8 protein-coding genes are annotated in these 13798 nt (G+C 62.3%); all 8 read right to left on the reverse strand.

The window, feature by feature from the left end:
* Nucleotides 1-23: 23 nt before the first annotated feature.
* The 8 genes from gluQRS to U0004_RS07065 all read right to left on the reverse strand — a co-directional run bounded on the left by gluQRS (nt 24) and on the right by U0004_RS07065 (nt 13711).
* The gene (gene gluQRS, locus U0004_RS07030) at nt 24-938 is read right to left on the reverse strand and encodes a tRNA glutamyl-Q(34) synthetase GluQRS (RefSeq protein ID WP_070257252.1); all 915 of its coding nucleotides are present in this window, start codon (nt 936-938) and stop codon (nt 24-26) included.
* Between the two features lie 124 nt (nt 939-1062).
* On the reverse strand, nt 1063-1440 hold the full coding sequence (locus U0004_RS07035) for a hypothetical protein (protein WP_139144169.1): 378 nt from the start codon (nt 1438-1440) through the stop codon (nt 1063-1065).
* Nucleotides 1437-6422 carry an RHS repeat-associated core domain-containing protein gene (locus U0004_RS07040; protein WP_070257254.1) on the reverse strand — a complete coding sequence of 1662 codons (4986 nt, stop codon included), beginning with the start codon at nt 6420-6422 and terminating at the stop codon, nt 1437-1439. The genes U0004_RS07035 and U0004_RS07040 overlap by 4 nt, the downstream gene beginning before the upstream one ends.
* Nucleotides 6419-7717 carry a DUF2169 family type VI secretion system accessory protein gene (locus U0004_RS07045; protein ID WP_070257256.1) on the reverse strand — a complete coding sequence of 433 codons (1299 nt, stop codon included), beginning with the start codon at nt 7715-7717 and terminating at the stop codon, nt 6419-6421. The genes U0004_RS07040 and U0004_RS07045 overlap by 4 nt, the downstream gene beginning before the upstream one ends.
* Nucleotides 7718-7719: 2 nt before the next feature.
* Nucleotides 7720-9861 (reverse strand): type VI secretion system Vgr family protein, encoded by a 2142-nt coding sequence (locus U0004_RS07050; protein ID WP_070257258.1) that lies wholly within the window; start codon nt 9859-9861, stop codon nt 7720-7722.
* A gap of 77 nt (nt 9862-9938) precedes the next feature.
* Complete coding sequence (tssG, locus tag U0004_RS07055) at nt 9939-10979, reverse strand: type VI secretion system baseplate subunit TssG (protein ID WP_070257261.1); 1041 nt, start codon at nt 10977-10979, stop codon at nt 9939-9941.
* Entirely contained in the window at nt 10943-12820 is a 1878-nt protein-coding gene (tssF, locus tag U0004_RS07060; protein ID WP_070257263.1) for a type VI secretion system baseplate subunit TssF, read from the reverse strand. Before tssF ends, tssG begins: the two co-directional genes overlap by 37 nt.
* Before the next feature lie 78 nt (nt 12821-12898).
* Nucleotides 12899-13711, reverse strand: coding sequence for an outer envelope protein (locus U0004_RS07065; RefSeq protein ID WP_081345681.1), 813 nt, complete (start codon nt 13709-13711; stop codon nt 12899-12901).
* Between the last annotated feature and the right edge of the window lie 87 nt (nt 13712-13798).

Here is a 13798-nt window from a genome sequence, read left to right on the forward strand (position 1 = left end):
CCGGTTCGCCGCGGCGGGTTTTTTTATGCCCGCTCGGGAAGTTGTGCCAGCCGCTGTGCCCAGGCGGGAATGGCTTGCTGCCAGAAATCTTCCACCTTGTCGGCGCGCACGTCGAGTCCCAGGAAGCGGGCGGCCGGCTGCAGCGCCGACGCCAGAAGGTCAGCAGCATTGCTTGCCGTATCGAAGGCGAGGGCGCCCGTCTGCTTGGACAGCTTTTCGCCGCTGTCGTTCATGACGACGGGCACGTGCAGGAAGCCGGGATGCGGCAAGCCCAGCACGTCCTGCAGATACAGTTGGCGCGGCGTGGAATCGAGCAAGTCCGCGCCGCGCACTACCTGCGTGATGCCCTGCGCGCCATCGTCGACCACCACGGCCAGCTGATACGCCCAGTAGCCATCGCCGCGCAGCACGATGAAGTCGCCCACTTCACTGGCCAGATCCTGCCGCTGCGGACCCGCCCAGCGGTCGGCAAACGCGTACACCGCATCGGCCCCCTGCGGTACCCGCAGCCGCAAGGCCCGCGCCGCCTTGCCCGGTGCCAGTCCATGACGGCAGGTGCCCGGATACACGGCGGCCCCACCCTTGGGTCCGCCCGCCTGCAGCACCGAATCCTGGATCTCCTTGCGCGAACAGCCGCACGCATACACGAGGCCATCATCCTGCAACTGTTTCAGCGCCGCCTCGTACAGCGGCAAGCGCTTGCTCTGCCACGTCGCCTCGCCATCCCAGTACATGCCGCAGCGCTGCAGGCTGGCCAGGATGCCGAGATCGGCGCCCTCGACATTGCGGTCATAGTCCAGATCCTCGATGCGCAGCAGCCACGTGCCCCGATGCACCTTCGCATCGAGATAACTGGCCATGGCGGCAACGAGCGAGCCCATGTGCAGAGGGCCGGAGGGGGAGGGGGCGAAGCGGCCGATGTAGGGGGAGGAGGGCATGCGTGGATGTCGTATTTGGATCTGATGTGCTGATTGTGTCGCTGAATGGCCTGTCTTAAGGCAGTCAATGCGAAGTATGGTTCAGCTTGAAAACCAAGTCAAACAGTTAAGAATCTTATTGATGTCATCTATGATAATTTGACTTGATAATTTCTTTTGTTTTTTTTGAAATGGTATAGGTGATGGATCTTCCTAAAGATGTTTTTCCACCTAGTATTTTTTCTCCTGGTGAGAAATTTGGTACGAAGGTTATTTCAACATCTTCGTTGTTGTCTTGGATGTAGATTTCGAAATCGGAAATATTTTTTTGCATTTTTTTGAATTCATAAAAAGCTATAAGTAATATTTCAAATTTTTTTCCGGAAATTTTTTCTTCTGAGTTTTCTGTGTTGGACATATATTTTTTCACATTCGTATTTTTATCGGGAAAATTTTTTGAAATACTTTGCTGGCTGATAAATTCTAGGTTAAGTGCAAAAAAACAAGATATGATTTTTCTCATAGCGTATAGGTGATTCCACTCTTCGAATTATATCCTTTGAATACGCCACTTGGAGTGCCTACGTATCCTCGATACTCTGTTTTTCCTTGGCCGCTCAATTTTGCTGCATTTTTATCTGCTGGGGAAAAATCGTTGCTGTTGAAGTAATCATTTTCTTTTGTTGTCGGTGTTCCATCTCTTTTTGAATAATTTCCGTGCGTATGCCAATATCCTGTTTCTTCACAATTCTTGGAAATTTTTTTTCCACTCCAGGGATCTACTCCATCAAGATCGCCTCGCGTCGCTTTTGTGAAATCGTATTTTCCATTTTTACCTTTGTAAATTAGCCCACCATACTCAAGATTGTCTCGAATTGACTTTGAATTGTAGCGAGTTAACGCTGCTCGGGCAGCTCCGTCAGCACTGGAGAACCGGCCACCGATACAACAGGGATTACATTTTTTTTGTAGTCCGAGTGGATCAATCCACATCGTGGGATTAGGGGCGTAGGTATACAAATTAACCCCGCCAGAGAGTCCCACTGGATCCTGACTGAGATATCTTGAAGTTTCAGGTTCGTAATAGCGATACCGGTTGTAAAACAGTCCAGTCTCTTGATCCTCATACTGCCCCTGAAACCGCAGCGGCTGCTCGATTTCCCCTTCCACATAAAGCAAGCGTCCCCAGGTCTTGTAGCCCCCGCTCCAGACCAGGTTCCCTTGCGCATCCGTCAACTCGCGTGGCGTGCCCAGGTGATCGCAGTGGTAGTGGGTGATGCGGTCGTGTGCTGCCGCGCCGTCGGCTAACGCCTGGGTACGCTGCCATGCCGATACATGCTGCGCTTCGGTGTCCGCCTGTTCTTGCGTAATGGCTGCCTGGAGTTCGGTGTCGTGCCGGGAGGCAGGTAAATCCCATTGCGCGACGCGTGGCAGGTGGACGGCGCTTGCCTGGCGACAGGCTGGCGAACCGATCCTGGCCAGCGGCACGAAGCTGTCCGGCTCGTACAGGTATGTGACCGTCTCGTCGCGCCCAAGTTCCTGCGCCAGCGTGTCGCCATCCCAGACGAAGAAGGTGGTGGCGGCGTTCTTGCGGGCGGGCTGGCCTTTGGTGATGTCTTGCTGCTTGCTCCAGCGGGCCTCCTCGACGCGTTTGGCGATGCGGCGGCTGAAGGCGTCATAAAAGTAGCGGGCGCGGTGGCGCGATTGGCGTTCCGTTCGGGTGGCATGGCTGAGGCGGTTTTCGGCGTCGTATTCAAGCTCCAGGTCGCTCCAGCTCGACTCCCTGCCCGGCGGATGGAAGCGCTTGGCGGTGGCATTGCCTTGTTCGTCGTAGTCGTATTCGGAATTGCCGTAGCGTTTCAGTACGTTGCCGGAGGCGGGCGCAGTGTCGACCAGATTGCCTGCCGGGTCGAAGGCGAAGTGTTCGGCCAGGCCGGGTTGCACGGCGGACAGCAATTGCCCGACGGGGTCATAGGCGTAGCGCAGTTTGCCGAGCGGGCCGGCGGCCGTAATGCCCGTCTGCGAGATGGTGCGCAAGTTGCCCTGCGCATCGTAGTCAAAGTATCGCTCGCGCACGGGGACGGGCGCGTCGGCGCCGCGTGCCAGGGTCAGCCGGGTGAGGCGCGATTGCGGGTCGTACTGGCGCGTGGCGAGCAAGCCGCTGGTGCCCAGCTGCCGCTGCTTTTCGCGGTGCAGTTTGTCGCGTTCGACATCGACCACGGTCTTGCCATGCCACAGCACGCCGTGCCAGTGGCCGGAGCCGTAGCGAAGGGTGTCGACGCGGCGTCCATTCGGCAGGACGGTTTGGATACGGTTGCCCAGTTCGTCATAAGAGTGCGTCATGACAAAGCTGGCGTCCGGCGCGCGCGGGGTATTCGGCAGCCTGGCCGCTTCGGGCAGCGTTTGCAGGAAGCAGGCGCTGCGTTCTTCGATCAGTTGGCCCAGCGCATCATGGAAGAAACGCTGTTCGGCTTGTGGCGCGGAGACGGCCGTCAGGCGACCCAGCGCATCGTAGGCGTAGCGAACCGCACCGTCCGCCGTGGTCTTGACTTGCAACAAACCGAGCGCGTCGCGCAGCAACTGCGTGCGCTGGCTGCCGCACTCGGTGGTAGTGAGGTTGCCGGCAGGGTCATAGCTGTAGTGCGTGCGCTTGCCGTCGAAGCCCGTTTCCGACGACAGCCAGCCTTCCGCATGATATGCGAGCCGATAGCTTTCGCCCTTGGCGTTGATCAAGTCTGTCAGTTGCAGCGCAGCGTCGTAGCGATACTGCAAGGTCTGGCCGATGGCGTCCGTGCGCTCCACGGGCAAGCCCTGGCCGTTGTAGCGGTAGCGTGTCTGCTGACCGGCCGCATCGACGTGCAAGACCAGATTGCCGTCCCCATCGTAGGCATATTGCTCCCGGGTCTGATCGGGCGCCGTGAGGCGGATCAGGCGGCCCAGCGCGTCATATTCGTAGCGGGTGGCATGGCCCAGCGCATCGCGGGCCGCTTCCAGCCGGCCCAGCGCATCGTAGGCGAATTCGCTGGTGTGGCCGGAGCAATCCGTGTAGCTGGTGAGCCAGCCATGACGGTTGTACTGGAAATGTTTGCTGCCGCCCCTGGCGTCGATCAGTTCCACCAGCTGGCCGCGCGGGTCGTAGCGGTAGCGCGTGACGTGGCCCAAGGCGTCCGTGATGCTGACGGGGCGGCCTGCAGCATCGTAGTCGCGGCGTGTGGTGTTGCCCAGCGCATCCGTGAAGGCGACGGGCTGGTTCTGGCTGTCGTAGTCGATGCTGTTGCTGTGTCCTTTGGCATCGGTGCTGCGGGTCAGGTTGCCGGCCGCATCGTAGGCATAGCGCGTGGCGGCGCCGTTGGCATCGATATCGGCCAGCAGCATGCCATCGCGGTCCCACTCGCGCCGGCCCAGCGAGGCAGCGTTGCCGTCGAGCACGCGGCGCACTTCGGTGGCCAGCCAGTTGGCGTCGAAGGTGTACTCGAGGACACCGCCGTTTTCCGTGACGCGGCTGGTGTCGTTGTCCACGTAATCGATGAGCGTGTGCTCGCTGCCATCGCACGCCCGCGTGGCGATGGCGCGCGCCTGGTAGCTGTTGGCCAGGGTCACGGGATGGTGCTGCGCCAGCTCCTGCTCGCTCAGCGGCGATCCGCTCCAGCGGGCGCGCAGCGCGTCCAGGCTGATCCATTCCAGCTCGTACGTAAAACCCGTGTAGCTGCCGCACGACGTGAGCAGGTGGTGGCGATAGCTGTAGCGGCGCGTGTCGCCCAGCGCATTCGACTGGCTGACCAGGTTGTGGCGGGGCGGGAAGGGCGGCTGCGTCTCGTTTGTTTCGGCTGCGTATTCGTAGCGTACGTGGCAGAGGCGGCCGCCGTCGGGCAATATCTCTTCGATGCTGCCGATGTGGATGGCCTTTTCCGCTTCCCCGCGCATGGCTTCGAGCACGACGCCATCGTCGCTGCGCAGGCGCAGCAGCACGTCGCCCGGCTTGGCATCGATCAAGCGGTCGATGCTGATGCCGCGTCCATCGCGTCCCTCGCTACGCACGAGTGCAAAGCGTTGCGTGGCGACGGGCGCGGACGGGACCAGCATGGCGTTGACGCCGTCGTAGCCGTGCGGCAGCCAGCCGCCTTCCGCGCGCGCAAAGCGGTCGACGCTGCCATCGCGCCACAGCAGGCTGAAGCTGTCGGCACTGTCGCGCGTGAGCGTAAAACCTTCCCTGCGGCTGTCGTGTTGCTGACCCGGTTCCAGGCCAGGCAGGCGCAGGGCGCGGCCGCTGTCGTCGTGGTAGACGATGCCGGCATCGCATAGCGACAGGCTGGTGGTGTAGGGCGTGGACCAGCGCGCACCCAGCAAGTCCCCATCTTCGCATTCGGCACCGGAGCGGTAGCAGCGCGTCCAGGCGATGGGGATGCTGCGTTCGAGCGCGAAATCCGTCTGGTACAGGATTTCCTGGCCCGTGCCGAAATGCACGGGCTTGCGGCCCTTGACGGATCTTTTCGCGGGGCCGCTATCCTTGGGGCAGCAGTCGGACGGCGGCTCCGATTTCGGTTCTTTCCTGCCACGGCTCTTGCCGTCGTCGCCGCCGTTTTTCGGGGGTGGTTTTTCGAGTTTTGGCGGTGGCTTGTCCGGCTTTTTCCCGACCAGCTTTTCCTTGACCTTGTCGATGGTCGGCGCCGCCTTTTTGCCGAGGAACTTGCTCAGTATTTTCCCGCCCGGAACCTTGCTGAACACCGCCGTTTGCAATACTGTGCCTGCAGCATTCGTGACGATGTCCGAGGCCGTATTGAGTAAATCGGGGGTCTTGCCTGTCAATATGTAGTCGGCCGCCTGGTCGAGCACCGTGGCCGATGCGTCCATGGCCGTGCCTGACGCAACGGTCGCCGTGCCGGCCACAGCGCCCGCTGCCGCGCCCGCTTCCATCGCGGCGGCAGCGGGGGCGCCGACTCCCGTTGCCGCAACGCCCACTCCGGCGACGCCCAGCACGGCGCTGCCTGTCAGGACGGTGCCGCCCACGTCTACCAGATCTTCGGCGGCGCCGTGCATTTTCCTGGAGCCGTGATCCTTGTAATCCTGTGCCGCTTCCCGTATCGCCGCCTTCAGTTCCTTGAGCACGGGCTTGGCCGCCTCCCCACCCCGCTCATAAATCTTGCCCACGGTATTGCGCGAATTCATCCATACTTCGCGCCCCATCTGCACCAGGTAGGCGCCGTTGGCGCGGTGGATGCTGCTGGCGACCTTGGTGTCGACCTGCTTGCCGACGGTGCCGCTCTTGACGCCGCCCGCCTTGCCGGCCGCGTCGCCCTTGACGGTGGGAATGGTGCTGCGCTGGTGCAGGATGACGGGTTCGCTGTGCGACTTGACGTTGGGCGAGGCGTTCTGTGCTTCCGAGAATTCACCGATGATGCTGTAGGGAATAGGCGGCGTGCTGGAGCCGACGGGCGTCTTGCAAATGTCGGGACTGAGGCTGACGCAATAGAAGCGCGATGCCTTGGTGACGGTTTCATTCGTCATTTGTCTTTACCTTGCCCGGCCGCCTTGCCCAGTGCTTCCTGGGCCTGTTCCAGCAGTTCGATGCGTGCGATCTGCGCCGGCTCCATCGCGTGCAGCAGGCGCGACTCTACCTGGCCAGCGTCGGCCGGCACGATGGCGCGCCACACCAGTTCCACAGTGGCCGCTTCGGGGTCGACCAGCACCGTATCGATGACCAGGCGCCAGACGAGCAACTGATCGTTCTTGTCCGCCAGCAGCAGGCACAGCACCTGTTGCGGCAGGGCGAAACGCAGCACCGTGTTGCCGCGCGGGTCGATGCGGGCCGACGGATGGTCGTGGCGGCACAGGTTGGTCAAGGTGAATTGTTCCAGTCCCGCCAGGTGCGGACATTGCTGGTCCGGCGGCGTGCTGTTCCAGTAGGCGAAATCGAAGTCTTCCGGCAGGGCAGGGACTTCATCGGCATCCCATTTGTCCTTGACGACGATGCTGCCTGCCAGCGCGCGGCGCGGCAGCCAGCCACGGCCGATAACGACCAGCCCCGCCGGTGCCGGCAGCTCCTTGCCGCCCGCGCCTTGCCAGAACTGGGCGGCCGTGCACAGCAGAGATGCATCCGTGATGCGCGGTGCGGGCACCTCGTCAATATGTTTCGCATCCAGGTACCAGTGCCGCGCAAAACCCCGTCCCAACGGATTGGCCTGGCAAGAATCGTGCTTCGCCGCGGTGCAGTCATCGGCCTCGATGCGGCATTGGCTGCCATACGCATAGGCGTAGTGCAGCGGCAATTGCTGGAATGGTTCTGGCGCCGACAGGTGCCAGGGGTTGGGCCGCAGCCAGCCCACGGTGCCGATGCGGATGCAGCCCTGCGCCAGGCGCGTGAGGATGGCTTTCTTGCGGAAAGCGCGTTCGCCGCACACTTGCAGGGTCTTGTCGATCAGGGTTTTCTTTTCCGACTGCACTTTCAGGTTGACGAGAAATTGCGGCATCGCTTGCCCGCGCGGTGCGTGCGCCACCCCATTGACGATCACGTCGCAGCGCGGCTTGTAGGGCGCGAAGTCGCTCTCCTGCACGATGCCCGCCTGCGTGTCGCCATCCAGGTGCCGGTCTTCCGTGGCCAGCGGCGATGGGCGCGCCATGGGCAGCAGGCTGGCCAGTCCGTCCGCACCGCAGGGGCCCAGGGTGTAGCCCATGCGCGCCACCACAACGTGAAAGGCTGCGCCAAACTGGTCGACCATGTCGAACTGGCTGGCCGCATGCGGCGTGCGGTTGTCGAAAAGCAGATTGGGAATGTTGAAATGGGTTGTGCCGGCGTCGTTCATCGTCAGCCCGGATTGTTGTCGATGTCGTCGCCATGGATCTGCACCTTCGATCTGCCGCGGATGATGATTTCATCGGCAACGAGTTCGATGCGGCCGGGCGTGATGGTGATGCTGGAGGTGCCCACCGTCATCGTGTGCGAATCGGTGGCCGTGAGCGTGCTGTCGGCGCCGACGATGACGCTTTTCGCCAGGCCGATCTGCTCGGCCTGCGCCAGCACCACGGTGGTGTTCATGGCGCCGATGACGGTGGTCTGGTAAGCGGCGCCGATGGTCAGCACCTTGGCCAGGCCGATAGTTTCGTCCTTGGCCAGGGTCACCCGTTCCGAACGGTGGCCGTCGATCTGCACCTGCTCGTTGCCGCCCACGTGTTCGCGGCGGTTGTCGCCAATGTCGATGTGTTCGTCATGGTCGACGCGTTCACGGCGGTTGTTATGCACGGTGATGTCTTCATCGTGGTCCACCGTCTCCGTGCGGTCGCGCTTGACGTGCACGGTTTCATCGCGGTCGATGGTTTTGCGCCGGTCGTTGCCAACCCAGTGCGATTCATCATGTTCGACTTCGATGCGCTGGTCTTTTTCCGCATGCAGCCACAGTTCTTCGGCGTCCTTGCGGTCTTCGAAGCGCAAGGCGTTGGCGTGCGCGGCGGAACCCTTTTTTGAGGAGCGGCTCAGCATGCCGCTTTGCGTCTTGTTCGCTGGCAAATCCCACGGCGGCATGTTGCGCGCGTTGTAGACGCAGCCGATGATGAGGGGCATGGCGACATTACCGTCAAGAAATTGCACGGCCACTTCCATGCCCACCCGGGGCAGGCTGATGTGGCCGAAATTCGGGCCGGCCCAGTTCGATATCACCCGTATCCACGGCGAACTTTTGTCATCGAAGGTGCCGAGTCGGTCCCAGTGAAATTGCAGCTTCACCCGTCCGTAACCATCCGTGTGGATTTCCTCGCCGGGCGGCCCGACGACGGTGGCCGTCTGCACGCCATAGATCTTCGGTTCGTGGCTATGGAAGTTGCGTCCCGGGCGCCAGGGGATGGCGCGGGGGATGCAGGTAAATGTGTTGCTGTATTGCGAGGTGGCGCCGTGCCCTTGCTGGTAGTTGTTGCTGGCATGGTGGTGCACGGAGAGGATCAGATATTCGCTGGTTGCACTGTCGAAATGCCCGCCCAGCGTGAACCAGCGTCCCGGTTGCGCCGTGCGGTCATTGCCTTGCGCTTCGAACAGCTGTCCCTGCGCGTCAACCTCTTCCATGCGGCGCCGCGCCAGCGCCTCGCCATCGTCGATGTTTTTAAAACCGTAGCTGCCCGTGTTTTCATATACTTCCAGCGATGGCACGGCACCCTGCCGGTTCAGCGAGTCGCGGCTGGCGCGGGCACTGCGCGGGTTCTTGAAATTGAAACTGGCCACCGTCATCTGGCTTGGCGCCATGCGCCGCACCGTGCTCCATTGATGCACACCATCGTCCTCCAGGGAACCGGCCTGGTGCTGGAAGGGCATTTCGCTCAGATCGCCATCGATGGGCTTGCCGGTAGTGCTGTCGTCGGACAGCCACAAGGTGTGGCCGTCAGGGCGGTGTTCGTAGCGGTAGTGCCAGCCCAGTTGCTCCCAATGGCGGTGCAGCAGGTTGTGGTCGCTCTCGTTGTGCTGGCACGTGTAGGTGATGGCAGGGTCGGCTCCGCTGGCGGCCAGCTTGTAGTCGCGCATCAGGTAATCATCGAAGACCTTGTCCGTCAGCGCCGCCACCGTCAAGCCGTGGAAGGCGACATTGTTTTGCCGCAAGTGCAGGTGCGACAGCCACGGTTCCAGCACCATTTCATAAAAGGCGAAGCCGCCGTCCGTGCGCAGGAAGCGGAATTCGAACACATAGCCATTGAAGTAGCGCAAGGTGCCGTCTTCGCGCACCAGTTCGATGCTCACCATCTTGCCCATCACCTTGTCGAGGGCGATGAGGGCGTCGTCGGAGAGTACTTCCACCACATAGGAAAAGTCGCGCGACAGGCTTTCGCTCGCGTCGAGGCTGTTGGCAAGTAACTGGATGCCGGCAGGCCCGTCGCCATGCGGAAACTGCAGGCGCAGCAGGCGCTGGCCCTGCATGTCGCCCGTTAATGCCGTCCATGCCGCCGTCGTATTGGGGAACAGGCTCATCGCACATCGCTTCACGGTAGGGATCGTTGGCCGACTGTAGCAATAGCAAACACAAGCGTTTTGTGCGGCCGCAAGGATCAATCGTTGAATGAGGGCATCAATCGCATCTCGTAATGTTTGTCATCGCGGTGGCGCGGCGTTGCCGCACCGCCGAGGAAACTGTTGCAGCCCAGGCCGCCTTGTGGCGCGGTTGTCAATGCCGTCCCCCGCACATCGCTGGCGCGCAGCACCAGCACGATGTCGTAGCGCACGAGCGGCTGGCCGAACAGCATCAGCATGTGGCGCAACGCGTGGCTACCAGGGGCGCGCGGCAGGAAGCTGGCGTGCTGCTGCGCCGTGAGCGGACCGAGGCGCAGGCGTACGGCCAGGTCGGGGCGGCGGCAGCGTTCGCCGACGAGGGCGCGCTGGCCCAGCATGGCATTTTCCATGCCCAACGCCGTTTGTTCGCGCGGCGCCAGCACGTCCATGGCGCCCGTCGCTTCGTCGATATGACAAGGCACGCCGAAGTGGTCGCCGAGGATGCGCGCCATGACGATGGACGAGATGTTGTGCTGCTGTAGCAAGCCGCTGTACAAGCCGGCCGCTGCCTCGTCCTGGCCCGGTTGGCATGCGGCCAGGGTCAGCAGGCGCGACAGGAAGTCCCCGCTGTGGCAGGCCTGCTCGATGCGGTATTTTCGCCAGGCCTGGTAAAACAGGGCGATGGTGCGGCTGGAAAACAGGTCGAGGAAAGCGCGCGGGCTATTCTCGCGTTCGCTATGCTGGTGCGCGGCAATGCGCTCCGAATAGTGGCTGGGCAAGCTGCCTTGGCAGCCCAGGAGGCCCATGAAGGTGGGCGTGAGGTGGATGTGCTGGCCGTGACCGGACAGCAGCGCTTGCAGCAGGGCATCCGCATCGCCGATGCTGTTTGCCGTGAGCGTTTCGACCTGGCTGGCGGGAAAACGCAGCGAGACGCTGTTGTCGAAGCGTATGTGCTTTGCCAGCGCCGTGTGCTCATCGATACCGTGTTCGGCCAGCCACGCCAGCAGCAGGCGCAGCGCCTGGAAGCACTCGAAGCGCTGCGGCGCATCGAGCAATTGCTGGATTACGCTGGCGTGGCGTCGGCGCTGCGTTCTGGGCATCGCAGGAGTTCCTCGCCGCTGCGATGAGACAGCAGCGTCAGTTGGCTAAAGCAGTTGAGCTGGCTGTTCAGGGCGAAATAGCGTTGCAGCACCTGGGCAAAAATATAGATGCTGCTGCCGACGAAGGCTTGCTCGTCGATGCCCAGGCGGATGGCGATGCCGGGCATCAGGGTGGGAAACGGGACCGTTGGCATCCACGCGCGCGTGCTGCCGTGCTCGAGCGTGACGATGCCCTGGATCAGGCGTTGCGTGGCGGGCGAGCGGGGCAGGTCGTACAGACTCAGCATTTTCTGGAATTCACCCAGGCCCGCCTGCGTGAGGCTCGAGTAATTGAGCGACAGGTGCGCGATCAGGCGCCAGTGCGTGTCCGCCAGGAAACGCATGCTGGGTGACGGTTTGCGCAGGAAGCGCGCGGGGATGCCGTCGGGTACGTCCTCGGCCAGCAGGTCGCCGCCGGGCAAGCCGTAGTGCAACTGCACGGGCAAGTCGCGGTTGCTGCACAGCAGTTGCGTCGAGACGGTGGCGCAGGCCGCGCTGCTTGGTGAAAACTGCGGGTCGATCAGGCTCAGGCGCATTTCGTGACCGGGGCTGATGGCGGCCACGGTTTCGTCGCGGCGCGCCAGCCAGTACTGTCCATGCTCTGGGCCATGCTCCTGGCCACGCTCTTGACCGTGTTCGGCCTGGGCGCCTTGCAGCGAGGCATACAACGGCAGGAAGCTGCTCAGGCGCTCGCCGGTTTCGTCCTTGCGCACTACGGTGACGGCTGCGATGCTGTGGATGTCATAGGCAAACGCATGCGTGGCATCGGCCACCAGCGCATAGTCGGGCTCGGTATGCGTGAGGCGGATCGGCACGCCGGATTTGGCAAACAGGTTGACGACGGGCGTGCAGCCCAGCAAGAGGTTGTCGCGGCTGACGCCGGACAAGAGCCGCGCTTCGTGGCTGTCGCTGCGCACGCCCTTGAGCGGCAGGTGCAAGGTGAACTGGCGGCACTGTTTTGGCAGCAGGGCAGCCAGCAGGGACCATCCGATATCGATGAAGTGAAATTTTTCCGGAAACGCAAAGTACTCGGTCAGCAGGCGCAGGGCCGGGTGCGAGCGGGCGGAAATGGGGATCAGTGCGTCGTCTTCCGCATAGCCGGCCGGCGCCAGCGGCGTGCCATCGACGGCTTGCCACGGCCCGTGTTCGTCCAGCGCCACGTACGCGCCCGCGCCGCGCAGGAACAGGGCGTCGAGCAGGGCCGCACGCACGGACGGTTCGCCATCGGCAAACAGGCGCAGGCTGGCAAAACCCGGCTGATCCAGATGATAGTTGTCGCTGCTGCTGGTGAACTGGATGCTGAGCAAGGCGCTGGCGCCAGCGGGCAGGCGCAGGCCGGGCGGCGCGTCGATGACAGGTGAGAAATGCAGGCGAGAAATGACCAGCGGCGCCAGGGTCACGTCATACGCGCTCGTAAATTTGCAAGCCACGCCCTGCACCGGCTGCGAACGCAGCACCGTGCCGCGCGCCACATGCGCCACCTGGTCCAGCTGGCCGCCGCCCGGCGCTTCGTCGGTGGCGATGCGCACGATGGAGCACGAGGGAAACGGCCGCAGGTAGTGCGGGTACAGGGTGTCGAGCAGGGAATGGGTAAATTGCGGATAGGCGTCGTCGAGGCGCTTGGCGACCCTGGCCGTGAGCAGGGCGACGGACTGGATCAGGCGCTCGATGTGCGGGTCTTCGCAGGTTTCTCCAGCGATCAGCAGTCGCCCGGCCGCCTTCGGATAGCGGCTGGAAAACTCGCGCGTGTATTGGCGAAACAGGCCCAGCTCGCGCTCGTAATATGGCAGTAGTTGTTCCACGGTCGCGCTCTCCGCCAGTGGGAAAGCTTCATGCTGGCATCAGGCGCGATCGTGGGTGTTGATGCGTAACAATGAATTTTAGAAATGGTACTCCGCGCGTATCATCGGCGTCTTTGCTGTCTGGCCCACATTGCCCGTGGTGGCGGGCGAGTTGCCGAACTTGTTCTTCCAGTACTGGTATTCGAGGCCCACGCGGAAGGTGTTCTTGGCGCTGCCCAAGGCCGCGCCTACGTCGTACATTACTTGCATGTCGATATTCGTTTCCACCGCCGTGTCGCGACCCACTTCATCCTTGCCTTTCGAGTCGATGAGGTTGAAGAAACCTTCGAACGAGAACAGCGGCGACAGGGGGATGGCCCAGGCGCCCGTCAGCATGGCGTGCGTTTTATACGTGTAGCGGCCCGTCACCTGCGAGATGGGCGGGAAGGCGCCGCTGGGGGCGTTGCTTTCGCGCAGCAACAGCAGGCTGGTATTGAAGAAGCCGGGCACGTCCCACATCAGGGTGGGGCCGGCCACCAACATGCGCTTGCGCGAGTTGTAGCCGACGTCATTTTTCGTGTTGACATCGAAGCCCAGGGTGACGCCGACGCCGCGCAGGGGGCCGAACTTGATGTCGCTGCCGCGCACCTTGCCGATGTCGATGGTGTTGCGGTAGACCAGGTACGCCTCCTGTGCGCCGGACGTTTTGTCCAGTGCGCCAGGATCCTTGCTGTCGGAAATGAGGAAATCGAGGTTGACGAAATTGCTGCCGTATTTGTAGCCGCTGGCATGCGTGATGGCAAAGATGTTTTTCTTGATGTCGTCCGGATTGAACGGCTCGCGGTAATCATTGCCGGCGCGCCAGCTCAGCGCGGTATCGCTCCATTCGGCAGCCTGGGCGTTCGCGCCCACGCCGAGGGTGGTAGTAAGGCAGAGCAACAGACACGGTATGGTTTTTGGCACTTTCGGCTCCTGATGGCGGTGTGGGAAAACGGGAAC

The organism is Janthinobacterium lividum, assembly GCF_034424625.1.
In the GTDB taxonomy this organism is placed as follows: domain Bacteria; phylum Pseudomonadota; class Gammaproteobacteria; order Burkholderiales; family Burkholderiaceae_D; genus Janthinobacterium; species Janthinobacterium lividum.